This is a genomic window from Acinetobacter sp. YH12231 (assembly GCF_013417755.1).
Classification (GTDB): Bacteria; Pseudomonadota; Gammaproteobacteria; order Pseudomonadales; family Moraxellaceae; genus Acinetobacter; species Acinetobacter amyesii.
The window spans coordinates 20,942-43,610 of sequence record NZ_VPDJ01000010.1 but is presented as its reverse complement, the minus strand read 5'-3'; the positions used below and the strand labels follow the sequence as shown (position 1 = coordinate 43,610).

At 42.3% G+C, this 22,669-nt stretch carries 25 protein-coding genes; all 25 read right to left on the bottom strand.

What is annotated here, in order from left to right:
* Nucleotides 1-21: 21 nt before the first annotated feature.
* Nucleotides 22-255 carry a hypothetical protein gene (locus FTV11_RS07520; protein ID WP_180073702.1) on the bottom strand — a complete coding sequence of 78 codons (234 nt, stop codon included), beginning with the start codon at nucleotides 253-255 and terminating at the stop codon, nucleotides 22-24.
* The gene (locus FTV11_RS07515) at nucleotides 248-2,335 is read right to left on the bottom strand and encodes a hypothetical protein (protein WP_180073701.1); all 2,088 of its coding nucleotides are present in this window, start codon (nucleotides 2,333-2,335) and stop codon (nucleotides 248-250) included. The genes FTV11_RS07520 and FTV11_RS07515 overlap by 8 nt, the downstream gene beginning before the upstream one ends.
* A 17-nt stretch (nucleotides 2,336-2,352) precedes the next feature.
* Nucleotides 2,353-2,739 carry a hypothetical protein gene (locus FTV11_RS07510; protein ID WP_180073700.1) on the bottom strand — a complete coding sequence of 129 codons (387 nt, stop codon included), beginning with the start codon at nucleotides 2,737-2,739 and terminating at the stop codon, nucleotides 2,353-2,355.
* Nucleotides 2,736-3,032: a hypothetical protein gene (locus FTV11_RS07505; protein WP_180073699.1), complete on the bottom strand. Its 297-nt coding sequence runs from the start codon at nucleotides 3,030-3,032 to the stop codon at nucleotides 2,736-2,738. The genes FTV11_RS07510 and FTV11_RS07505 overlap by 4 nt, the downstream gene beginning before the upstream one ends.
* Complete coding sequence (locus FTV11_RS07500; RefSeq protein WP_180073698.1) at nucleotides 3,029-4,327, bottom strand: hypothetical protein; 1,299 nt, start codon at nucleotides 4,325-4,327, stop codon at nucleotides 3,029-3,031. Before FTV11_RS07500 ends, FTV11_RS07505 begins: the two co-directional genes overlap by 4 nt.
* A 54-nt stretch (nucleotides 4,328-4,381) precedes the next feature.
* Nucleotides 4,382-5,995 carry a hypothetical protein gene (locus FTV11_RS07495; RefSeq protein WP_180073697.1) on the bottom strand — a complete coding sequence of 538 codons (1,614 nt, stop codon included), beginning with the start codon at nucleotides 5,993-5,995 and terminating at the stop codon, nucleotides 4,382-4,384.
* Nucleotides 5,996-6,004: 9 nt separating this feature from the next.
* The gene (locus tag FTV11_RS07490) at nucleotides 6,005-7,975 is read right to left on the bottom strand and encodes a hypothetical protein (RefSeq protein WP_180073696.1); all 1,971 of its coding nucleotides are present in this window, start codon (nucleotides 7,973-7,975) and stop codon (nucleotides 6,005-6,007) included.
* Nucleotides 7,975-8,379, bottom strand: a complete 405-nt coding sequence (locus FTV11_RS07485; protein ID WP_180073695.1) for a hypothetical protein — start codon at nucleotides 8,377-8,379, stop codon at nucleotides 7,975-7,977. The genes FTV11_RS07490 and FTV11_RS07485 overlap by 1 nt, the downstream gene beginning before the upstream one ends.
* Nucleotides 8,376-11,612 (bottom strand): tape measure protein, encoded by a 3,237-nt coding sequence (locus FTV11_RS07480; RefSeq protein WP_180073694.1) that lies wholly within the window; start codon nucleotides 11,610-11,612, stop codon nucleotides 8,376-8,378. The genes FTV11_RS07485 and FTV11_RS07480 overlap by 4 nt, the downstream gene beginning before the upstream one ends.
* Before the next feature lie 70 nt (nucleotides 11,613-11,682).
* Complete coding sequence (locus FTV11_RS07475; RefSeq protein ID WP_257223204.1) at nucleotides 11,683-12,732, bottom strand: hypothetical protein; 1,050 nt, start codon at nucleotides 12,730-12,732, stop codon at nucleotides 11,683-11,685.
* 97 nt (nucleotides 12,733-12,829) lie between these two features.
* Complete coding sequence (locus tag FTV11_RS07470) at nucleotides 12,830-13,111, bottom strand: hypothetical protein (protein WP_078193403.1); 282 nt, start codon at nucleotides 13,109-13,111, stop codon at nucleotides 12,830-12,832.
* Between the two features lie 56 nt (nucleotides 13,112-13,167).
* Nucleotides 13,168-13,758: a hypothetical protein gene (locus tag FTV11_RS07465; RefSeq protein WP_180073693.1), complete on the bottom strand. Its 591-nt coding sequence runs from the start codon at nucleotides 13,756-13,758 to the stop codon at nucleotides 13,168-13,170.
* A 41-nt stretch (nucleotides 13,759-13,799) separates the two neighbouring features.
* Nucleotides 13,800-14,318 carry a Rha family transcriptional regulator gene (locus tag FTV11_RS07460; protein ID WP_180026370.1) on the bottom strand — a complete coding sequence of 173 codons (519 nt, stop codon included), beginning with the start codon at nucleotides 14,316-14,318 and terminating at the stop codon, nucleotides 13,800-13,802.
* A 212-nt stretch (nucleotides 14,319-14,530) separates the two neighbouring features.
* A complete protein-coding gene (locus FTV11_RS07455; RefSeq protein ID WP_180026371.1) occupies nucleotides 14,531-15,265 on the bottom strand; it encodes a hypothetical protein in 735 nt (244 codons plus the stop codon).
* Nucleotides 15,258-15,428 carry a hypothetical protein gene (locus FTV11_RS07450; RefSeq protein ID WP_168377671.1) on the bottom strand — a complete coding sequence of 57 codons (171 nt, stop codon included), beginning with the start codon at nucleotides 15,426-15,428 and terminating at the stop codon, nucleotides 15,258-15,260. The genes FTV11_RS07455 and FTV11_RS07450 overlap by 8 nt, the downstream gene beginning before the upstream one ends.
* A 9-nt stretch (nucleotides 15,429-15,437) precedes the next feature.
* A complete protein-coding gene (locus FTV11_RS07445) occupies nucleotides 15,438-15,860 on the bottom strand; it encodes a hypothetical protein (RefSeq protein WP_180073692.1) in 423 nt (140 codons plus the stop codon).
* On the bottom strand, nucleotides 15,835-16,350 hold the full coding sequence (locus tag FTV11_RS07440) for a phage virion morphogenesis protein (RefSeq protein ID WP_180073691.1): 516 nt from the start codon (nucleotides 16,348-16,350) through the stop codon (nucleotides 15,835-15,837). Before FTV11_RS07440 ends, FTV11_RS07445 begins: the two co-directional genes overlap by 26 nt.
* A 7-nt stretch (nucleotides 16,351-16,357) precedes the next feature.
* Nucleotides 16,358-16,798: a gp436 family protein gene (locus FTV11_RS07435; protein WP_180073690.1), complete on the bottom strand. Its 441-nt coding sequence runs from the start codon at nucleotides 16,796-16,798 to the stop codon at nucleotides 16,358-16,360.
* Between the two features lie 7 nt (nucleotides 16,799-16,805).
* On the bottom strand, nucleotides 16,806-17,162 hold the full coding sequence (locus tag FTV11_RS07430; protein ID WP_180073689.1) for a hypothetical protein: 357 nt from the start codon (nucleotides 17,160-17,162) through the stop codon (nucleotides 16,806-16,808).
* A 10-nt stretch (nucleotides 17,163-17,172) separates the two neighbouring features.
* A complete protein-coding gene (locus FTV11_RS07425; protein WP_180073688.1) occupies nucleotides 17,173-18,249 on the bottom strand; it encodes a major capsid protein in 1,077 nt (358 codons plus the stop codon).
* Nucleotides 18,250-18,252: 3 nt separating this feature from the next.
* Nucleotides 18,253-18,636 (bottom strand): hypothetical protein, encoded by a 384-nt coding sequence (locus FTV11_RS07420; RefSeq protein ID WP_180073687.1) that lies wholly within the window; start codon nucleotides 18,634-18,636, stop codon nucleotides 18,253-18,255.
* The gene (locus FTV11_RS07415) at nucleotides 18,636-19,607 is read right to left on the bottom strand and encodes a hypothetical protein (protein ID WP_180073686.1); all 972 of its coding nucleotides are present in this window, start codon (nucleotides 19,605-19,607) and stop codon (nucleotides 18,636-18,638) included. Before FTV11_RS07415 ends, FTV11_RS07420 begins: the two co-directional genes overlap by 1 nt.
* A 54-nt stretch (nucleotides 19,608-19,661) precedes the next feature.
* Nucleotides 19,662-20,864 (bottom strand): phage minor head protein, encoded by a 1,203-nt coding sequence (locus FTV11_RS07410; protein ID WP_180073685.1) that lies wholly within the window; start codon nucleotides 20,862-20,864, stop codon nucleotides 19,662-19,664.
* A 52-nt stretch (nucleotides 20,865-20,916) separates the two neighbouring features.
* A complete protein-coding gene (locus tag FTV11_RS07405) occupies nucleotides 20,917-21,111 on the bottom strand; it encodes a hypothetical protein (protein WP_180073684.1) in 195 nt (64 codons plus the stop codon).
* A gap of 62 nt (nucleotides 21,112-21,173) precedes the next feature.
* On the bottom strand, nucleotides 21,174-22,661 hold the full coding sequence (locus FTV11_RS07400) for a DUF935 family protein (RefSeq protein WP_180073683.1): 1,488 nt from the start codon (nucleotides 22,659-22,661) through the stop codon (nucleotides 21,174-21,176).
* Nucleotides 22,662-22,669 lie beyond the last annotated feature (8 nt).

Below are 22,669 nucleotides of genomic sequence, written 5' to 3'. Positions count from 1 at the left end.
CGGTGCCATTGTTTCAATGATTCAGACTTCAATCTGACTGTGTTGACCTGATGGAGCTGGCCGTAAGATTTGTTGATTTGAAATGAATACACGTTGCCCAATGTTGTAGGCTGTCCCGCTTGTGCAAAGTACTGGTCCAGATCCTCCATTCACTTGAACACGATATTCAGGATGGCTAGCGGAAGTGATTGTTCCAATTAACTCAACATGCGTCGGGCTCAGTAGTTTACGAAGTTCAAATAAAGGATTAGTCACGATGGATGCGCTCCACTTTAATGGATTCAGTCACTTTGCCATGGTTAAATGAACCACTCACAGAATCAATGATTCCCCACCACTGTCCATGGAATGCCACAGTTTTACCTGGCAACATCTCACCAATTTCTTGAGAGACCGGCAAACCTGACAAGGTGTGGAATTCTTGAATATTGGCTTTGATTAACTCCATCTTGCCAAAGCTTGCACCCGACACGACATCAAACATTGGGCCAGTCACAGCTTCAAGAGGAATATCACCTGCAGTATTGCGCTGCTTCACAGTCAAGCTGTCGCCACTTCGACTATTCACAACATTAATGGCATTGTAATCGGCGATATAATCCTTGTTCTGCTCAATGGTCTGTTGAATCACAATACTTTGTGAAATTAGAATATCGTAGTCGTCTACAGTCATTGCATCCCAATAGCCCTTTTTATAACGAGTCAAGATTGAAAGCGTATTACCTGATTTTTGACTATAGATGAAACCTCCGCCAGCTTCGACCACTTGTTTAATCGCGTCCATTGGTGCAAGTTCGGCATAGCTCAGACTCTCAACCGGTACGATCCAACCAACGTCATCAATCAACTTCCAGTCCAGCTCGGTACCAGATTGTGCTCGATCAATTTCCGCCTGAACTAACTGCACCGACGTTCGCTCATTATCTTGAATAAATGATCGTTTAGCTGCGTAATCCGCTGCATTGAGAGCTGTAACACTTCGGCCATCATAAGTGTAAGACTTATTCGCGAACTTAATCGTTTCCGTTTCAGTCTCAAGTAATACATGATGCTCAAAGCCATTGATCATCAATTTCAGAATCACTGGTAGGTCATTGATCGGCTGTAGCTTGTCTTTTTCGGTATGAGCTACGGTAATTGAGTAGGTCCAGCACCACTGGGATCGGCTGGTACTGTATGTACCATCCATGACCTTTATCTTCTCGCCGGTATCCAATCGCTCGGCTGTTAATACATTCACGATATACCACCAGTTCCTTTTCGGCAGTGCTGGAATACAGTCATCTGCACCAAAATTTAAAACAACATTGTGTGAATCGACGTCATGACATAGGCAGATGAAATTTAGATCTGTACCGCCTTCATATTTAGGTAGCTCAGGCTTTGGCCAAGGCAAAACAGGATGCTTGCGATAATGAATCGCTTTGGCTTTATCCCATGGCAAATCCGACTTAGTGATGATCTCAAGGCTTTTACCCCATTCGAACGAGAAACGCTTTTCAAAGACCTGTGCTACCTCATGCGAGTAAGTAAAAGTCTTACGCCTACGAATCATTTCTTGCCAGACCGTTTCCCGGTTATGGCGCAGCTTGATTGTTTCTTGATGCAAGTAGCGCTGATGAATAAAGCGTTTATCGCCCTCTTCCCAAACAATATAAGCATCAGAACTTAAACCGGTTGCCTGCTCATGCAAGGATCTAATCGCCTGGGTTAATGACCCTGCCTGCTCATACTGAATATTTGTCTGATTGGAAATCACCAAGCCTTGATCATAAAAAAGAGCCTCATTTGAGACTCTTAATATTGGTTTGGCCCATGGTATTTCTGTGGTGCTCAGGCATGCAATCGCTTTCTGATATCGCATGTCAAAGCCATACGACACACCCACCAGATGGTTGATATCGAACAGCGCTATAACCTCAAACTGAAATTCAGTATCTAAAACCGCATCAATAATGCATAAGTTTTCAACAAATACTGCTTCGATTTCAAAACTAAAGCTCGTATCTAAAACCGCATCGATCTGGCCAATAACATCAGTATTTTCACTAAATACAGCAACAACCTCAAAGCTGAATTCAGTATCGAGTACCGTGTCTATGACTGCGGTATTTGCACCACTCTCCGCATAGATCACCGCGACTTCAAATGAAAACTCAGTATCAAGTGCTGTATTGATTACAGCCGAAACATCATCACCGAAATTGAGATTGGTCGAGCCGTCGGCTAGATGCTCAAAATTCAGAATGATGTTATGGCTATCAGTTTTATCAGGCTTGAAATTTAAGTTTAGGTTGTGAGCATCAACGGTGCCGAGCTTATTTTTAAAATCCACATGAGCACCCTTTTAATTTAAGGTCTTAATTTGATGGACTGGATAAACAACGTGCCGCCCAAAGCCAAATTGGTATTTGCTAGCGATATATCAGTACCCACGGTTAAATCCGCTGCCACCTCGCCCGCACCGTTAAAAATACGCGCCCATGCTGCAGTGCCGGTTTTAATAATGGTTGCTGTGTCGGTTGGATGAAGCTCTACATAAGTGGCTGTGGTTTCCTTAATGCAAGGCTCAGGAAACACCAAAGTGACCAAGGCATTGTTTGAATCTGCTGCAATAGCAGGACTGGCTGGCTGCACACCCTCATAAAAAATAACGGTAGCACTTTGACTACCGCTATCCATAAAATTCGCAAAGGCCTGAATCATGGCAAGCCGGGCTTTGATTGATGTCTTACTCATTTTGGCACCACATTGTCTTGAATGACGGCATTGAATTGCTGTTTTTTATCAAAAGCAACAATGAAAGTCTTTAGGTCTGTATTTAGCCCTAAAAACTGATAATTGCCATTTTGATCAGGCTTTCTCACCGCAATTGGCTGTAGATTGGCCTTGCTGTATAAAACAACAGTTGCGTCTTGATATTTTTGGCCAAATTTATTTATTGAACCCTTTATAGTTCCGGTGACATCACTCAAGGTAAATTTTTGAAAATAACTAGACAAGGGCATTACTTTTCTTGAGAAAGGTTTCATTCAATATCTCCAAGGTAGAAATAACACCCCCCTGTCCCTCTGGAACTAACAACACTACCGTCATAGACATACATGGCCTTATCTTCAATTGATGGCGTAGTTATATTTTTTGCCACTTTTCCACCAACAAAGTGAATGTGTTTTAGCACCCCGCGGATTCTCATCTCATCAGTAAATGGAATCTGCATTACATAATAACCGCTGCTTACCAAGTCATTATCCCCACTTCTATAATCATCTGGGTATGTAGAGTTTACAGCCCCAGATGGTTGTTTATTGGGAGCAATTGGATTTGCATACTGATGTGGTTTATTTCCTATCTCAAAATCATTGATAAGAAATTTTGCACTTGAGTGTCCATACATTAGAGGCCAGCCACCTGTGATGCTTGTGTGGTCTATAGAAGTGCCGGCTGTTCTATCGTCTGTTGGCCCCATGAGAAACCAATTTGGGTTAGTGGAGCCTTCAGCGTACGGTGTTTCATAAAGCCCGCAACCTAAAAGCTGTTTGACATTACCTGATGAAAAACTAACAAAATTGTAGAGTGCATCTCTGTTCCCGCACAAAGTGAATGTGCGATTTCCATTAGCTGGAGAAACACTATCATTCCCTGAACTATATCCATCTGCATTTCGAGCCCAATGCCAGCGGCACCATCCACGAATAACACCACTCCCTGACCCTGTAATTTTCCAATTCTTTGCTGGATCAGCTGGATAAAATGGTAATTGAAGTACATCAGGATTTTCATAATCATCAATATGATTCATGTGCTCCAGCAGACCAACCATGGCATATTTTGCATAGCTTGAATTATATAACCCTGTGACACCTTCTGGACTTGTTAAGCTCTCATCAACACGAATGAATGGATGCTGTGCACTTGGATTTTTAGCACGATATACGCGCTTCACATCATTTGCGTCACGAAAAATAATGTCATAGCCAAGTGAAGCAAGTTTTGCAGTGCCTGCAACAGCAACGGCTTTGCCAACATGATCTGCTTTTAGAATCAATTGGTTTGAACTTGGCACACCTTTAATCCGATATTTACCGTTTAACTCATTTGGAGCAAAACCAGTTAATTCAATAATTTGAAATAACATGCAATTGTGAGCTGCATATAAATTAAGTGTGATATCTCCTTGAGCATCAATTGAGGCAGAAGTAATACTTGTGAGCGGCAACCCATTTACTAAACAGGTATCAAGTAAACGGGTCAAGTCACCCCAGTTATTGCCAAGGGTTAAGCCATTTAAGTGGCTAAAAAATTGTACATCTACGTCTGTCGCCATTTTATTTTATCCATAAAAAAGACCGCATATAGCGGTCATATTTGATTTAAATTTTTAAACAACACGGTCAATATCTCCGCGCAGCATGATCTGGAACTGATCTGAAATCACTGTTGGTTCGGATTGCTTCACGGTGCGAATCACCCAGACAGGAAAATTTGCAGCCACGGTGTTGAAACGCAGGACATTCCCATTGGCCCAACCACTACCCCAACCTTCTTTCTTGATAGTGAAATATGGCGCACCAGTCACCGGGTTTATTGGTGCATAATCTGCATTAGTGGTACCGGTACCAATCTGGCCAGAGTATTCCCCGATACAGCGGAATGATTGTTCACCTGTAAAGATCAATGCCCAGCGCTCTTGAATAGCGCCTTTGTTGGTGGCCTGAAGTGGGTATAGCGAGTCGTTGTAATTGGCTAAAATGCTTGAGCTTGGCTCATCTGCCCAGGCATTACTCCACGAACCCTGCACAAACTTCCGTGTATAACGCGCTTGCATGTCATTAATAACCAGTGCAGAGCCTACAATCGTATTATCAGCATCATAGTCATGCGTCAAAGGCTTAGTAAAAGTGACTTGGCCATTAATTTGCACATCACGAATTTGCCCCATGTCCTGATAACGATATTTTGCAGACAATGGCTCAACCAAGCTCAACAGCGTAAAATCACCACCCAATGTCACACGGCCATAATCATAATCAACGGTATATAAGTCATATCCAACTTTCACACCATTAGCATCTTCAAGCTCACACCATGCAATGCGTTGATCATTTAAATCATAAGTCGTGCCGGCAATTGCGCTTGGCAATTCTTGTGATTTTGTAGAGCTGACAATACCTATGCCGCCTACACGGAAAATCGGCACACGACCGTCGATCGGCAAGCGCGTAGCAGACAAGCCCAATAACTCAGAATCAATCGGCAGATAGGTATAAGCAATCGCATTGTAGCGAACACTTGAAGCATCCACCCATACTGGCACATTGATATAGGCTTTACCCAATTCATCATATTCAAGCAGTGGATCGTACCAATCATATGCTTCTATCTCTGCACGATTAGCAGCTGTGATTTCGGTCTTGGTGTAGAAATAAATCTGCACAAAACCGTTATCCCAATTCATTTTACCGTGAGCACGTGAAGACTCAATCACACCATTTTCATCAGCAGTCAGTGTGAGTTGACCATGTTCAAGCGTACCCACGACCACAGTTAAAGACTGTACCCGAAGTGGAATAACCGGTGTACGAAATGCAATCTTATTGACTGGTGGTAGATCCGTTGTCGTGGTCAATGACTGTAACTGAATACTGTTGTCAGCATTCGGCGTCCAGCTATCAATTTCGACAACCCCGGTACCATATTGGATGACTCCTGACTGAATACCTGAGTTATTAGCGGGATCCACATTGCGATACAACAAGCCTGAGCGGTCTAAAAATGTATCATTACCGACTTTGAAACGGGCTGAACCCGTTAAGATCTGCTCATCAAAACCTGAGGATAAATCAAGTTTTAATTTATCTGCTGTAATTGTATGTGTGGATGAATTTGAACCTGAAGTGTCGCGATACTTTACTTTCACATCAACAGTATTGAATGCTTTTAAAGTAATTTCTTCGCCAACAATACTGGATGTTTGTGGACTATAAAAAGTCATAGAAATCCCCTAAGCGGTACCATAAGTAACAGCAGCTTCAAATTTAGTAATAAATTGCTTGTGAACCGTTTGTGGTGTGACCTCACAAAGCCCTGTCGTATAGTTAATTGAACCTTGCACTTCACTTCGACTATTCACTAGATTGCCAAGCGAGCTGGTCACAGGTACATCAGTCAGCAATACATTGGTTTCAAGATTCCCTGTCGCAGTAGACACAGGAATTTCTAACTCAACACTGTTGGGTTGAATCGCAGCGCCTGTACCAATCGTGAATACCAGCTTTTGACTTGAGTCTGGGGTAACATCATTCTTGGTTTGCGTAAGCGAAGTACCAAAGTTATAGATCACATTAAAAACGGTAGATTTTTGCGGCAGTTTATTGGGAATAATCTTGCCTGTGCCTAAGGCATAATTAATTGAGCCAGCAGCATCACCAGTGAATTTACCTTGTGCATTAGAAGTAGCTGTTTTGGCTTCTCCTTCAAGCAGCCAATTAATCGTCACGCCTGGTAATACCCCTAGATGACCTAGATCAAACTCAAAGGCTGCTTTATCTACACTCAGATTTGAGCGGACAAATGTCACGATCGGCGTTCCCCAATTCAGCAGAATCACACTATCCACATCGGGCAATGCACCTGCAGTTAAAAGCCATGATCCAGTCTCGTAATTGATCATGCCAGACCCGAAGGAGCTATTTGCTGCTCTTAGCTGCCCAGACCCATCATCCTTCAACTCGTAAAATTTACCTTGAGACATATAGGAAATAGACAATGCACCGGGTGCGGCGATCGGAATCAATACACCTGACCAATTGGTACTTTGGTTATTCTGAGTCACCGGAATGGCACTACTCTGGTAATACTGATTCGGTGCAGCCGCCGGCTTAAACGTAATATTTAAACCCATGGTGCCGGTTGGTGCTGCTGAGGTCCATTTCACCAGGCCACGCTGATAGTCGATCGTACCAACCTGTGTGCCCAAAGAGTTCTTGAGTAAACCACCTTGATCTGTGATTGATTGCCCTTGAATTGTGAATGTCAAAGAGCTTGGCATTACTGCAGAACCGATATATAGATTCTGGCTTTCACTCACGACTTGCGATGGATAATTCACAGTTATCAAACCATCGTTACCCGGCACCAAAACAACGCTTTCGCCTGCTGCATTCACATCGATAATCGGTGTTTCACTCTGAGCAGATGGGATCAGTTGGGTAAACATTGAATCCGCATTAACCGTGTATTCACCCACGGTTGCATCAGATGCCAATTGAGTTGATGAGTAATACAAACCAGTATCAGCAACAAGCGTATCGCGAAGGATGGTTTTAGACTGTGTATTACCGGCGTACCACTGACGAGCCGATAAGCCTACAAAGTCACGCTCCAAAGGGTCATTGATTTGATAAGTCGCAACTTTGTATTCGACATTTTTACCATCGATTACCATCACTGCTGTGCGGGTATCAACCTTAGTAATTCGCACGTACTGTTCAAATTGAAGTGCTTTTCCTTCATCTGAAATCAACACGATCGTATCACCGACACTGGATTCAGTTTCTTGTGGAAACATTACCACTTGCAGTGATGACATGCCTTGCCAGTGCGTATCAAGTGGCGTGCCGGCAATCTGGCCACCTTTAGCCAAGTAATTTTCAACTCGGTTTTGTGCGGCCTGGCGTTCGTCGGTCCATGACTCGGTGCTGAATAGTAGTGCTGATACGTTTGGATCTTCAGGTAGCTCAGATACAAATACCGTGGCACCCATAAGTAAGTCAGTGTCATTCGTGGTCACAGCTGGGAAGATCTTACGCATCGATACATCACCAACAGTACGATCCAATTCAGAAATGTCATTGAATAGGTTATTACTTAAACCGTCTGCCACAATCTGACCGTTATATTTCCCACCACCATCAGCATTATCGGTGTCACGTTCAGCGTGATAGATCACTAAATCTTTGGTTTCAATTGGCATTATTCACTCCAAAATCTGAGCGTTAAGTTCATGTGGTCATCAAGTGATACCGGTGGAATACCTTTCACAGGTGTGGCTTCTAAAGCACCGTCAACATGATTGAAAACCACGTTAAATTTCCGTGTGTCATGCGCCCATTCAAACTGAATCTGAAACTGCTCATTGAGCACTGACCAGGCCTGCAATTTACGGACAACACCTAATGAAGCCCACCCCATCCCACTGTCAGCAGGCTCTAAAGAGATTGGCCGACCTGATAGCTTGGTGCCTTCTTGAATAATCGGCGTACCATCCATGGCATATTCCAAAGACTGCTCTTTAGCCTTCCAGCTAAATTCATCAGACCAAAAAAAACCGTCTTCAATTGAGACGGTTTCTGATGTTGAGATGCGTTTTATTTTCATGTTGATTTACTCAATGTACCCAACTCTTTAAGCATCGCCTCAAGACTCGACTGACTCTCAGCTGATCCTGTTAATTGCACAGTCTCATTACCCAATTTAAGTTCGTAGGAAATGGTTTTTGATGAAGAGCCTAATCCACTCGCCTTGGTAGACACATTATTCGGCGCATATTGCTGCATACGCTCCAACTCCGCATTCACTTGCTCTACGTTGCTTAAACCACCAAAGAAGCCAAAGCCTGACGACTTGTAGCCATTTACACCTTTGGTCCCTTCATAGATATCTTTTGCATACTGTTTAGCAGCTGCATCTGAATATCCCATGGCTTTAAGCTCAGCTTCGATATCCCCGGTATTTTTAGCCATCTTGCCTTTGGTACCTTTTCGAGTCTCATGCATTCCACTCGATGCTGCACTAACCGCTTCTTCCCACGCGCTTTTAACAGAATCCGCTTCATCTCGACCAGTTTGGCCAAGGTTGCGGAATCCATCTTCAGCGTTACTTGAAGCACGGCGTACACGATGAATTGATTCTTCAAGCTCGCCATAGCTTTTGACTGATGCTTTGCCTGATGAATCAATTTGGACTTCAAGACCAAGAGATGCAGCTTTGGCTTGAGTTGCAGCAATGACTGCCTGATCACCTGATGCTGCTGCAGCTTGCATAGTTCTCTCATACGCTTGTCGCAAGCTTTCAGCTGTAGCTTCTCCACTTGATTGAATGGTATTGAAATCTGCTAAGGCACTTTGTGCTGCAAGCTTAAGCTGCTCTTTTGTTTTGATACCAAGGCGTTCAAAAGCTTGTTCTACTGGGTCCAAGTCTGCTGGTAATTGGGATACTACTTGGCGTACTGCCAACATACCAAGTTCAACTTGTTTCGCAGACATCTGCCCTGTTTTACCAAACTCCTGAAGTTTTGATATTGCTAGATCTACTTCATTTTGGCTTTGAGCTGTTTCAAGCCACTTTAACCAGGCTTGATATACAGCCTCTCCAGCTGCTTCTCCCTTTAAGCCTAAAGCTTCAACATTATTAGCAAAATCATTTAGAACTTTTGCATTACTATTAAATGCTTCGGTAACACCATTCTTTAGCTCATATAGATCAAGTTTTAATGTCGCCGCAGCTTTACGCGCTTTATCTGCTGACAGTACTGCCTTTTCGGCACCTGTAGCATTTGCATCCCAAGTTTGAATAGCAACTTTCCCAGCTTCATCCAAAGTGACGATGTAACCCTTCGTCATCAGATCAGCTTGCATTACACCATCCATTGCACCGCTATTGGCTGCAATCGCGGCTTCTGCATAGGCTTGAACAGCATCTAACTTTTCTTGTTCAGTTACCTTCTTCCCATCGAGTTCTCGCTGGCCTTCCAAGAGCAACTGGTCAACCAAGCTTTTAGCCTCAAGTAATGTTTGTGCATTCTTCTCTTCTTGGGTTTGCGCAGCTTCCTCTAACCGCTGCAAACCCTTAGATTCAAAGGCAACCGCATCCTTATCAGCCTCAGCGTAATATTCTTTAGCCTTGCTTTTCATCAAATCTGCATTTGATGCAAATTGCTTACTAACATCACCCCATGTGACTGCCGATAAGACACTATTCGCTGCTGATGCTAAGTCGAAGAATGCTCCTGCTAGGAGATTTACACCGATTTTTATTGCTGTTACGCCATCCGCAATAAAACCAAACGTAATAGATAGCCCTTGAAGTATTCGCTCAAGGAAACTAACTTGCTCTCCTGCTGCTGTTGCTTCACCTGTAAATGATGAAAGGACAGATAAAACATTGGTTAGCGATGTACTTAATATTTCTGTAATTGTTTTACTCAAATCAGCAGTAACTACAACCACCTCTTTGATTGCATCGTAAGCACTTGATAGCGCAGATTTAAGACTTTCAAAAATGGATACATCAATAAATGAAAGCTGATCACCAATCCAAACAAAACCAGAGCCAACATCCTTAAGTAGTATTTCAACAATACCCATATTATCAGCAAGAGTTACCAACCATTGCGCTACAGTTGCTGATGCCCCGTTCGCCTGATCCATGGTACCGATCAAAATTTGCCATTGTGTCGAAATACGCTGTAATGCATTTCCAATAGTTGTCGGAAATTTCGCGTAATCCGCCTCAATAGCCGCAGATTGTTTATGAAGGCCATTAATAACCTTCTCCGCAGTTAACTCACCATTCTCTGCCATCTTACGCAATTCACTGGTGGTCACACCAAGTGACTGAGCCAAGGCTTTGGAAATCCCTGGCGCTTGTTCCATGATCGAGTTGAACTCGTCACCGCGAAGTACACCAGATTGCAAGGCCTGTGTAAGCTGAGTGATTGCAGCATCAGCCGAAGCAGCAGATCCACCACCTGTTTGGATGGCCATATTGATGGTTTTTGTGAGATCTAATGTTTGTTGCTGGGTCATTCCCATTTGCTTGCCAACGTCATTCACTTTCGTGAATAGGCCAGCTGTGGCGTCAAGGCTTGTATTTGTCATCAATGCGACTTGATGAACACCCACCATGGCCTGGGTAAAATTACCTCCTTCACTTGTCGCAATGTTGATCCGTGCTGATAGATTTGTATATGAGTCCGCTACTTCTGCTAATTCTTTAATGCCAAGACCAATGCCAAGAGCAGCCATAGCACCAACAAGAGCCGTATACCCAGTCTTAAGTCCAGCAATACCTTTCTGAGCGGTTTGAGCAGCATTATCAGTTTCTTTTAAATTATTATTTGCCCTGCCAACTTCAGCGTGAAAATCGTTAAATGCTTGGTCTGCTTGCTGAACTTCTTTTTCAAGTTGATCGACTTGCCGCTGTGCGACTTCAATATCGGCTGGTGATGCATTTGTTTTGGAGAATGCCTCTAAATTCCGCTTAGCTTCGGTCAAGTCACTTTTTAATTGACCTAATGCTTTTTCAGCCTTATTCCCAAAATCAGTAAAATTACCTGCTGTGGATTTAGCATTATCCCCCGCATCCTGAATGATTCCAGTTGCAGCTGTTAGAGATTGAGTTAATTTATCAGCTAATTCAGTCGTGCCCTTTGGGATGATATTTCCAACTTGGCTAGATGCTGCTTCTGAAGCCTGTTTAATTTTCTCTGATTCAGACTTAATTGAATCAAACAGTCTTTTCGTTACATCTTCGGACTGCTTTGCAGCAGATACCAGACCTTTACTATCGCCATCAAGAATAAGTTTGAACGTTAGATTTTTTCCGGACATAGCGAACCTCAAAATTTAGGCATTAAAAAACCCGCAATTAGCGGGTTTCTTAATATTGAATTTAATAGAATTAATTTTCAGAACTTTGGATAATCAACGTTTCAATTGTATTCGCAGCAATATCATTATAATACGTACACTCTTTATTGACTTCTTCGATTCCTGCGTTAAAAGATATTTTATCCTCCAAGCTTACATACGGTTGATTAAGTAGATCAGTGTATTCCTTCAATCTACTCTCCAATGTAATATTAGGAGATTTATCCCAAAACCCTTCACTTAATTTATTATTTATATTTGCATAAATAATTGCTGCATAATATTCAGAGCCATCATACATTTTTTGATAAGCCCATGGTGTTCCACCCCAATTTCCTGAAACTTTATTTGAACCAAGCACTTTCAAGAATTGATCAAAAGTACTAATAAATTGACCATTGATATAAGGTTTCGCATCTAAATTAGTAATGACAAAATAGGGTAAAGAATAAGTAGTCTTTGATGACTTAAAACATTTTGAGCCTGTTGGGAACTTAGTCACATTACTTGAAGCCAAGAAATTTTTGAACTGTTTTCCTAATTCACCTGAATTAAACCAAACACTATTAGGATATTCTTTAGCAAGAATATTCCAGTAAACAGCCGTTCTTTCGCTGATCACCACATTATCCAATGCTATCCATTCACCAGTTTCTTGAATTTTAAACTGATTCAGTCCTTTTAATGTATATGGTGTTTTATTGAAAGTATTACCATCTTTCGAAACACTATTTATCTTATAAGTCCGATATCCCAAAGGGTAATTAGTTTGATCTGGCTCATATAACCCATCTTTACTAAGAATTGGGCGTTTATATAATTCAACATTTGATGGTTCTAATTTCTTATAATTCGTATACAAGATATCTGAATTGCGGGCATTTTTTATAATTTCTGCAAAGCCTGTCTTAAATTGTACAGAACCCCAATTAAATTGAGTAAAACTATCAAAGCTTGAATTATTAACACCACTCCCCGCTGTTCCACCGTCTGGAGATGTGTCGTAAGACCCGCCTCCACCTCCACCACAAGCCACTAATATAAAACTTAAAAAAGAAAGACCCAAAGTTTTTTTCATCATTATTCCCTCTTAAACAGCGGAATAAGATACTCATTTAATTTAACAAAAGATATACATTGATACTTTTAATTAATTGAATTTTCTAAAAACTGAGCCTTCAGCGCTCCCAATTAATCTTAAAAACATTGCCACCAATAATGGTAATTGTGTATAGCTGGCCATCCACTTTGTATGTATAGATAATGCCTTTATGAGGCCAGCCATTACGATCATGCACTACACGAGTATCTACGGACTCAGGTTGTCCAAGTACATCCTTGAGTTTTGCTTCTGAGTTGCCAAGCTCAACAAAGCCATTGCTACCACGCAGTGCTCTCATATCTACAGCAAATGCTTGCGCTGACATAAATAATGCCAAAATCAAAACTAACTTTTTCACCCCAACACCCTCAATATAATTATTGATCACATATTAAGTGAAAATAGTAACTTACCTCAATGTTTACTTAGCTCATCTTGGAACGTTGTAAATCCTTTTTTATCTGCATGGTGCGCTACCCGAATTATGTTCGAATCAAACTTTCCTCGGCTGCGTTGATACTTTTCAGCCGCCTTTAAGTAGCCAACAAAAGCCCCATAGGTCATCTGCAGAATATCTTCATGTCTATGGCCATACGCTATCAAGTATTGGAATGAATCAAACCAAGTTTGTTCAACACTACCTTTCTTCTTACGATTTTTAGGGCCTGGCTTAATGTCCTCTTTGAAATACGCACCATTTACTTCGATTACGTGTTGAAACAAATGACTAAACTCCAATGGATCTGATTCAGCGAGATCTAATAGCGTCTCTATTTCAGTGTTTGTACACATTGAGCAAAGTTGAAATACATGAGCGCCATAATCTTTTATCAGGCCTGCGCCGATTAAATCTGAATAATCACTTTGCTTTAGGCTGTCACGAATAACTGATGCAATCGGTGACCAGATATCAAAGTTTTGCATCTGCAGCTGCTTCACTTCCACATCATTGCCAAGCACTTTAATTGTGATCGAGCGATTATTCGCTAAAAAGAAATCATTCATGATTGAATCTCTAAAAAGCCACCCGTAGGTGGCATAGATTGTTAATCGAAAAGACATGGTTGAATTTGTCGATCTACATTTGCTATCGCTGTTTGCAAGGTGTCTCGCTGTTTCTTCCACTCAGAAAGGCCTTTTCCGCATGCACTTGCGATATCTTTTTCGCATTCAAGTTTTGCATTTAAGGCCTCGCGCTTCTGAACAAGTGAGAAGTAATCAGTCTGCAATAAGGCGCGAGCTTCAAAGAACGCCTTTACCAATGCTTTTTTAAATTCACGAACTTTGGGGCTGTTTCGCATATACGTTAAGAGTAAAGTTGCTTGCTGCTCGTTGAGCACCGCATACTGTAAAGAGTGGCCATAACCACCTTGTGGAAGTGGTGCACCCATCCGCATTTCAAATGCCAATGGGCCAAACTCATCAAAGTCTGACTTATAACTTCTCACCAATTGAATTACAGACTTATGCTGAATACCTAGACCTAGGGCTATTTGTAGTGTGGTTGTTTTGGGAACCCCATTATCAACTTCAACAATTTTTAAAACTTCAATTTTTGCATTCATGTATAACTCCTTGAGTTGAGTGTGAACCTATCTATCGAATGCACTTGGAATAATAGACAGGCATTAAAAAAGCCGACTTGTTAGGCCGGCTTCGCTTTGAAAAATATAGATTCTTGTCAAGGGTTTCGTAAAACCCTACAGGGGGTCACCTAAAACACAGGCACAAAAAAAGACGCTTATGCGCCCATGTATTTCTTTGTGCCTGAATAGGTTTAAGCTTTCGGAATTGTCACAACATGGCCATATAGACCAAGTGTTTCATCTGATCCTTTGCTGACATCTGATAAAGCCTGACCTGAAATTTCATACTGGCCAAGTTCTTCGTGAATCAATGGGAAAGTGGTTTCTGGTGATTTTTTGGTGCGCCATAAGCGAACAGCCATATTGTCGCCAGTTGCAGTGTTAATCCCTTTAAAGAACAGCTCATATTCTTTATTGAAATCACTCGCAATGGTGGTATGACTTACAGCACCAGTGGTGTACGTGGCGGTGACCGGCTCAGTAATCGCCTCTTTAAAGATGACAGTACCAAATACAGCATCTAAGTCATATTTGCTTTCATCCACTGCTGTAGAACCAGCTTTAAACGAAACTGTTGTAAGGCTATAACCATTTAATTTAATTTCTTCACCGACTTTCACGGTACCCAGCGCTTGATCTGTCACTGTATCGCTAGCAACATCGGATTTCATGCCAGACAGAATGTACTGAAGATTTGCTTCATCCACTTCTTCAAGTTGCCCCGAGAAGTTAACACCGGTGGTCTTTGTCAGCACAAAGTCTGTTGTACGCTGACCGGATGTGCTTTCTGTGTGCTCAACCTGATCAGTTGTAATTTCAAGCTCAAATTCAGGCACGTTACCGATATGGCGCATGGCACCTGCAACACCATTTGCTATTTCAGATAAATAGAATTTACCTTGGAGTGAAATATAATTTTTAGCCATCGGTTTTTACCTCTTTAGCGGGTTTATTTGGAGCAGATGGCTTCACTTCTTCAATGATTTTATCTGCAAGTAATTTGCTGATTTGATTCTCTGTCAGCCCACCAACAATATCGCCGGCAGAAAAACGCCCGACGGGTTGCCGGGCTTTATATTGTTTTGCCATGAATGGCTCCTAAATAAATTTTTGTGATTCAAAAATAATAGTGATGTATGCAAACCCAGGACTATAACCATCACGCACAGAAATCAGGTCTAATTCATTGCGAGAAGACTGCGGCTTCCAACCTGAAAGAAGTTGAATTACTTTTTCAGTTAATAGCCCTGCTTCATCACTAACTGCTCGACCATCATTCTTCTGTGACTGAGCATTGCGACACGCCACTGTCACAGCCCACTGTTGACCTATCTGATTAATACGCCCTTTACCCGCGCTGGCTTTCTTATCTATACGTACAAAGTTGATATGCGCCGATGGAGTGACCTGAGACATCTCTGTGACCACTACTGAATTTAGCGGGGTATAAATCTGCTTAAATTCTGAAATTTCTTTCAGTTTTTCTGCAATCTCATCACGTACCGCGAAGAAGGTACTCATCTATAAAACTTCCTACGATATTTAGGATCATTTCTTCATCTGCAGAATTGATACCTAATTGTGTCCTTGGAGGATTAACCACCTGTTTTACTTTTCTGTATTGACCACCAACAGCAAAGGTAATGTATTGGCTTGTCTTTGGCAGAATCGTAGCACCGAAGTGAAGGTATGGCGCATAAAAGACGTTTGTCCCAACCTCAACACCATTCGAAAGAACGTTGTATGTGTAAGAATTCATCAAGCGCCCAGTATCACGTAGCGTTTGACCACCTTGCATACCCTCTCTTCCCTGCATGCTTGCACGCCAAGATATCTTCCATGGGTTACCATCAACATCAAACCCACCAATGAATCTTTCTTGAACACTGGTTGTTAATGCCAGGCAAATATCTTCATAAAGTCGAGCTTTTTCAGCATCAATATCCAGCAATTGACTCATTACCGCCTCAATTGCTGAACTATTTGAATCAATCTTGATTGCAAACGCCATAATTGCCTCACTTGATGCTAGGCATCATATTTAAGACATCGTCACCAAATACCCCACCACGATAAGTACTACCGATAGGTAAAGTACTTGGCTTCTTTGTAGGCTCATCATCAATAATCTCGTCCGATTCCTCAGACTGGATCTGTAAATGTGCCTTGTTTTCAGCCACGCGCTTTAAGAATGAGATTGCATCCTCATAGCGCTTTCGGACTTCTTCAGTTGGTTGCTGGAAATACAAGCGATAGCGTGCAATATCACATGCCATACGTTTCAAGTTACTTGGCACGTTAGGTAGCGGCAAAGAATAACGGCCACCTATGTGACCGTTAATTTCCTCTGTCGCATCCTGAATTGCATCATCTACAGCAGTGACGTTTGGTAGCATCATCAACAGCTGTTCTAGTTCACCACCAAATCGCACCACCAAATCAGATTTAGTTGCATACATGGATCACCTACTTGGCTTCTGTAGCAGCCTTCTTCGCTTCGGCAGTTGCTTTTTTCAGGGCAGCGTCAGATGCAGCCAATGCTTTTTCAAGCTCTGCAACCTTCGCTTTAAGCTCACCATTCTCCTGATCTGATTTGACCTTTTCATCAGTCATCAGCTTATTTGCTGCAATAAGATCAGTATTGGCTTTTTCCAGTTCAGCTAAGCGTGCGGCTGAACCATCAGCCTTAGGTTCTTCTGGAGCTTTTTCTTCTTCAACAACCCCAGTTGCTAAAAGGGCCTGAAGTTGTTTAGCTTCAAGCCCTGTGATTTCTTGGCCTGGACGAAAGTGTCCAAGCGACTGCTTTGCAATGTACTTCGTCATAATATTTTCCTTATACGAACCCGCGACCGCCTACCAGGCCATTCTTATTGTTTGGAATCGCCAGTGGAGATGATTCAGCAAGCATCTGAATGCTTGAAGGGTTCTTTTCTTGCCATTGGCTTAGATAGAACTCTAGAGCTTGGCCAAAAGCCTCTACGTTTTGGATAGCACAGTGAGCAATCCACCCATTAGCATCAGAGATTAGACCGAAGAAGTCTTCTGGAATAAAACGATCTGGTGTACCGCCACCAATACTGTGTTGAACGTCATACGTCCAAATTTCAATGTTGTCGACCGTACCACGGAACTGCGGTTTATCCATCTGATCAAAGGTTGGAGTCAAAGGAACACTAATACCCGCATATGGTGCAATGAACTTCTCTTTAAACTCTGGATCTTTGATTAAAGTGTTGTACACCTTAGATGTTGTAAGCGCCATTATTGGAGAGGTACCAGAATGTTCTACTGATAGATCAATCATGGTCTGGATATCTTTTACTGGTGTAGCACCCGCTTGCCCCCATTTGATCAATGGAGCAAATGTACAAGCTGCATTACGCTCATAATCTACTTCATACATTGGGAAGTCAGCAGAAGCGAATGTTGTCTTACCATAGAGCAATACATCACGAGCAATCAGCAACTTTCGATTTTCAATGGACTGGCGCAGGTATAAAGCCTTTTGAGCCTGGTCAATCAATAGAAGATCTGCATCGCTTAAACGGTTTGAACCTGTGGCAATCACACCAAATTTACGCAACTGGGTAATCAGTGCTGTATTTTGAACATCGCTTGGAAATACCGTCATCATCGGCTTTAAATATGCTGGCTTAACGAATTTAACGTTACCAGACTCACCTACTTTAATTTGGCGACCAGCAGCTGTAGGCGTTACAAATGGTGCAAGCGGTGTCGCTGTATTTAACTCACCTACAGGAACTTCTTTTTTGGTATACGAGACACGTTGAGGAAAGAAGCGATCCATTAACCACGTGTCTACCTTCTGAGTGGTATCTGTTAACAGCACCAACTGAGGCACATCCAGTAGTTCAACCGGTGCGTTCTGAAATGTAAAAGTTTGACTCATTGATTATTTCCCCACGACTTTACGAAGTTCAATTTTGTTAATTAAGGCCTGGGCACGTACCGCATCATATTGTGCTTCCGTTAACGGCGTACCCTTCACAGTAACCACAGCAATATCAAATGCACCCTGTACGTAAATTGGCATTTCCAGACCATTGGCTGCATGGTAAGTAGACTGCTCCACAGTCATATCTGTATTAGCAATGGCATTCCAATCACCAACCACACCTTCTGTTACCACGGGGTGATCTGCGAGATTGTTTGTAGCCACCTTCAACAAATCACCGCGCTTATATGCAGTCGCCGTTTTTACTTTGGCGTTTTCTGTACGAACGCCATCACCGACTACAAGCTGTGTAGTCGTGATTGTTTGAGTAATGGTTCCCATTAATTTTTTGCTCCTTGTTGCGCTGCAGCAAATTGGTTAAACGCATGATCTAAGGCTGTACCTTGCTGATCGCCTTGGCCTTGTTGCCCACTTTGATTGCTATTCGCTTGATGAGTGAATAAGTGTGCGAATTGCGGTTGGATCTGCTGTTGTTGCTGACCAGATGGTGGTTGCTGGCTACCTGCAGAAAATTGCTTTAATTGCTGTGCCATAAATGCGAATGAACCATCGTCCATATTGGTATATGACGTTTTTTCTTCAGCACTGAATTGCTTATTCAAAGACGTTTCAAGGGCTTTGATATCTTCTTCGCGCTTATCTGCTTTGAACTTTTTAAGTTCGGCTTGTGCAGCATCGCGGTCTTGCTCTGCTTTTTCACGAGCAGCTTTTTCTTTTTCAAGTTCGGTCACGTCTGTGTCCTCTTTGGTTGGGTTAAACGTTTGTGGGTTATGACTTGCAGCCACAGCCATGGTGTTTTCATCTGCACCTAAAGCACAAAATGAAACTTCGCGGATACGACCACCACGGAATACTGTGATTGGTCCTTGCAAAGTCTTGCCATTCACGATGACCGTCTGATCTGCGGCTACCTCTTCAGTTTTTGCTGGCTCAATTCGAACTGACATCTGCCATGGAAAGCCATCGTCAGAATCCTGAGCAACCTGAGCACCAAACTCATTACTCATCAGATCACCCTGCACTACTAAACCATCTTGATGGCTAATCGTATGGCTATTGATGGCTCCTGCGCGTTGTCGAGAGCTATGCTCAAGTAATGCAGGGATTCGCCCTTTAATTTGCATGCTGTCCAAATCAAAGATAACGCGTGTCCAATACCAGTGATCTGTAATAACTTCACCGCTATATGCAATCCCTGAAAAGGTTCGCTTCTTTTTTCCATCTTCAGCTGGATCAACACTTAAATCCCCCAACCGAAAACAGTAGTGATCCTGTTTTTCATCTATTGGCATTTTCATGCTCCATAAAAAAACCGCCCTTTCGGACGGTCTCTAGTTAATTTCAATTTAATTTACCAATGCCTTCAGTGTATAAACCATCACCCCTTCAACCATCTCCATCGAAACAACTTCAAAAGTTATTCCCAAAGGTAGCAAGACCCCTTCACCGGCATTTAGCTTTTCAAGATTAATCCCCAGGCCTTTGGCATTCTCAATTTGAATCATGATGTTTGACTGACCTGCCAAAAGCATTGGTGCATCCAAGGTCACCACCTTGCCCACTTCAAGTGAAGCTGCGTAAGCCAGTGTGGTTGTGCCGGTAACAACTTCAGCAGTGTTTTTGGCAATAGTATGAATCGCTTCCATATCCTGAACCAACCATTGCTTAAGCACTTGGTCAGCCTTAGAAATAGCTTTGCTATTCAAATAGCCTGTAATTGCCTGGTCATTGCCTTGCACATAGTCCAAGAAAGTACGAATAGCACTTGGTCGAATCGATGGATCTAATGGAATTAATTTATTGGCCACCTTATCGAATAAGTCCCGAGTCTTATCATCCATAGGAGCAAATAGGCTCATAAGCTTTTTCGATGCAGTCCATTCAGCCTTGATGACTTCTTTCTGCTCGAGGAGGTATTCCTTATCTAGCACTGACACATTGATCTTTTTATCTACCAATGCCTCTAGATCACCAAACTGCAATGGATGAGATGACCAGTCCAATGCTTCTGCAACTTCAGGCAACTTATCATCAGGTGTAATACCGTATTTGAGTGCCTGAGCCTCTGTGAGTGCGATGACTGTACAGCGGCAGCGGAATCCTAATGGCGGGTAATGCGTTAACCAAAATGCATGATCAATCGGCAATACAATTCGATTCAAAGCTAAATGTGCAGGACGAACACGACTATCATCGATAGCCGAGTACATTAGATAAGGACGTTTGGCTTTATTTCGATTCTGCTGCTGCCATCGCCCATGACCATAAGCACTTTGGATATTGGTACGAAATACAGTGTCCAGATAGTGCTTTGGCAAAATGATTTCAGATTCTTCAATCAGCTTCCGAAAGTCGTTGAATGTACCACCATTGGCCAATGTTTTATTGAGCGACTTAATAACTATCTCAACTTGTTCTAGACTCGACAGAAAGCTCACAGTTGTCGCCATCTGCCGAGTCTTTAAGTCCATTGAGTAAAACTCATCAGGCAGCACAATCTTTTTATCATGCGCGTACTGAAGCGCCTCAAGGAACGTGACTGGTTGCATTTGCTTCACCCATAAAAAAGCCTCCTATTGGAGGCTTAATGAAGTTGCAAAGTTATTTGAAAAAACTACCAATAGTATTAATGATCCACTGCAAAACAGCTAAGAATAGAGCTATACCTATAAGTATTAGCCAACCATTAGTAGATTTTTCAATTTTTGCTTTATTTTGTTTCTGTTGTCTGGCACCACAATTGGAATGCTGGCACTGACCAAACAGTGTTGTTCCGCCACAATATTTACAACTCATTTTAGTTTCACTAATTTTTATACTCTCAGTAAGAATGACATCGCCTAAACATAAAAGCTAGCTCATTTACCATTCTGTGCTGTCGCATAACCCAATATATCCGCCGCATATAAAGCTTGATCTAAATTGGCCTTAAACTGAGATTCAGATGCTGTAGGAATCAACTGCATCAAATTAAATACCAGGCCCTCAGGACCATCCGACTCAGCAGCGAGCTGCTTTATCTGCTCATTAGTCAAAAGCTGTAAGTCAACTTGGCCATCGGTTAATTCCTCAACTTCTTGCTGTTCAGCTGAAAGTTTATTGGCCTGGGCTTTAAAGCCAAATGCACGTTTAGGTATCGCTGAGAATTGTGTATTTGGAAGAGATTGGATTATCTCAGCAACATCACCATCTTCCAGACCATACTCACGTTTGAAGTATTGTGGGGTTAGTACTGCACCAGCATTTTTTAACTTCACGTCACGGTCTGCTTTAGGCTCTTCCAGTGACTTCTCTTCACCAATGATAACCCGGTGACGCTCCCAGCCATTGATATCACATAGCGCATTAATAATGGCTTGGATCGTAGGCATAATCATTCGCACGTCGGCTTTATACTTCGCATTCTGTACTTCTAGATGAACATCCCCTAAAGCCCTTGAGCCTGCTCCATCAGTTCCACTTGTCAATGTCTGACCTAAGATGACTTTCTGTATACGACGTTCAAGATTCTTATCAAACACTTCAAATGTTTGAGAAGCATTGCCATTGGTATTGGCAGTTTGGATTTCAACTGAATCCGTACCACTTAGAGCTATAACCGAGCTAGCATGAGCTTTGAGTAGTGCGTCACGCATATCTGTAGTCTTGCCAGCAGTTTTACCAACCAGCATTGGCAAACCAAATTTTTCTACAAACTTTGCCCAGAATTTGAAGCCCGATGTTTTAAAGAACCACACCCAGTACAGTCGACTTAATAAAGCCTCGCCTAATGGATTTTCATAAGTAGATTTGCAACGTGTTAGAAAGTGCTTAAACCGTTGGTCAACTTCCTGATCCTGCCGAGTTGCGTTGTAATTGGCGAGCAATAATAAACGTCCATCATTTTTCGGCTCATACCATTGCATAGGTTTTTCACCAATCCACTTAAACCCAATAAACGGTGTAATTGTATCGCCATCAATATGCAAGCTCGGCTCCTCAGGCTTCGTATAGATGGCTTCTAACACCGAATACCCGTACCAGCGAGCATTCTGTGCACCAAGTAGAATCTCTGACCACCATTCACGCAAATGCTCCATAATGATTTTAGATTCAGGTCGATCCATTGGTTCTACACGCCATGCCGCGCTCTCAAGTTTATCTTGGCGTTTTTCAATTGCCTGATAAATCTCATCGTCATACATCATGACTTTTAGGCGTGGACGAGTAACACCAGCTTTTCGTAGCACATCATCACCGTCAGGCATTTTGGTTAGATAGCTGATTAAAGCCTGTTCAGCCTCATGAGAATAAAGTGCACCAGACTCCGGCTTTTTATTCTCAGGATTTTTTCTTTTCTTAGCCATAAATAAAA

Excerpts from the sequence above, each read along its gene's own strand:
- FTV11_RS07510 (WP_180073700.1), bottom strand. The coding sequence starts at position 2,739 with ATGAGTAAGACATCAATCAAAGCCCGGCTTGCCATGATTCAGGCCTTT.
- FTV11_RS07505 (WP_180073699.1), bottom strand. The coding sequence starts at position 3,032 with ATGAAACCTTTCTCAAGAAAAGTAATGCCCTTGTCTAGTTATTTTCAA.
- FTV11_RS07500 (WP_180073698.1), bottom strand. The coding sequence starts at position 4,327 with ATGGCGACAGACGTAGATGTACAATTTTTTAGCCACTTAAATGGCTTA.
- FTV11_RS07495 (WP_180073697.1), bottom strand. The coding sequence starts at position 5,995 with ATGACTTTTTATAGTCCACAAACATCCAGTATTGTTGGCGAAGAAATT.
- FTV11_RS07490 (WP_180073696.1), bottom strand. The coding sequence starts at position 7,975 with ATGCCAATTGAAACCAAAGATTTAGTGATCTATCACGCTGAACGTGAC.
- FTV11_RS07485 (WP_180073695.1), bottom strand. The coding sequence starts at position 8,379 with ATGAAAATAAAACGCATCTCAACATCAGAAACCGTCTCAATTGAAGAC.
- FTV11_RS07480 (WP_180073694.1), bottom strand. The coding sequence starts at position 11,612 with ATGTCCGGAAAAAATCTAACGTTCAAACTTATTCTTGATGGCGATAGT.
- FTV11_RS07475 (WP_257223204.1), bottom strand. The coding sequence starts at position 12,732 with ATGATGAAAAAAACTTTGGGTCTTTCTTTTTTAAGTTTTATATTAGTG.
- FTV11_RS07465 (WP_180073693.1), bottom strand. The coding sequence starts at position 13,758 with ATGAATGATTTCTTTTTAGCGAATAATCGCTCGATCACAATTAAAGTG.
- FTV11_RS07460 (WP_180026370.1), bottom strand. The coding sequence starts at position 14,318 with ATGAATGCAAAAATTGAAGTTTTAAAAATTGTTGAAGTTGATAATGGG.
- FTV11_RS07455 (WP_180026371.1), bottom strand. The coding sequence starts at position 15,265 with ATGGCTAAAAATTATATTTCACTCCAAGGTAAATTCTATTTATCTGAA.
- FTV11_RS07450 (WP_168377671.1), bottom strand. The coding sequence starts at position 15,428 with ATGGCAAAACAATATAAAGCCCGGCAACCCGTCGGGCGTTTTTCTGCC.
- FTV11_RS07445 (WP_180073692.1), bottom strand. The coding sequence starts at position 15,860 with ATGAGTACCTTCTTCGCGGTACGTGATGAGATTGCAGAAAAACTGAAA.
- FTV11_RS07440 (WP_180073691.1), bottom strand. The coding sequence starts at position 16,350 with ATGGCGTTTGCAATCAAGATTGATTCAAATAGTTCAGCAATTGAGGCG.
- FTV11_RS07435 (WP_180073690.1), bottom strand. The coding sequence starts at position 16,798 with ATGTATGCAACTAAATCTGATTTGGTGGTGCGATTTGGTGGTGAACTA.
- FTV11_RS07430 (WP_180073689.1), bottom strand. The coding sequence starts at position 17,162 with ATGACGAAGTACATTGCAAAGCAGTCGCTTGGACACTTTCGTCCAGGC.
- FTV11_RS07425 (WP_180073688.1), bottom strand. The coding sequence starts at position 18,249 with ATGAGTCAAACTTTTACATTTCAGAACGCACCGGTTGAACTACTGGAT.
- FTV11_RS07420 (WP_180073687.1), bottom strand. The coding sequence starts at position 18,636 with ATGGGAACCATTACTCAAACAATCACGACTACACAGCTTGTAGTCGGT.
- FTV11_RS07415 (WP_180073686.1), bottom strand. The coding sequence starts at position 19,607 with ATGCCAATAGATGAAAAACAGGATCACTACTGTTTTCGGTTGGGGGAT.
- FTV11_RS07410 (WP_180073685.1), bottom strand. The coding sequence starts at position 20,864 with ATGCAACCAGTCACGTTCCTTGAGGCGCTTCAGTACGCGCATGATAAA.
- FTV11_RS07405 (WP_180073684.1), bottom strand. The coding sequence starts at position 21,111 with ATGAGTTGTAAATATTGTGGCGGAACAACACTGTTTGGTCAGTGCCAG.
- FTV11_RS07400 (WP_180073683.1), bottom strand. The coding sequence starts at position 22,661 with ATGGCTAAGAAAAGAAAAAATCCTGAGAATAAAAAGCCGGAGTCTGGT.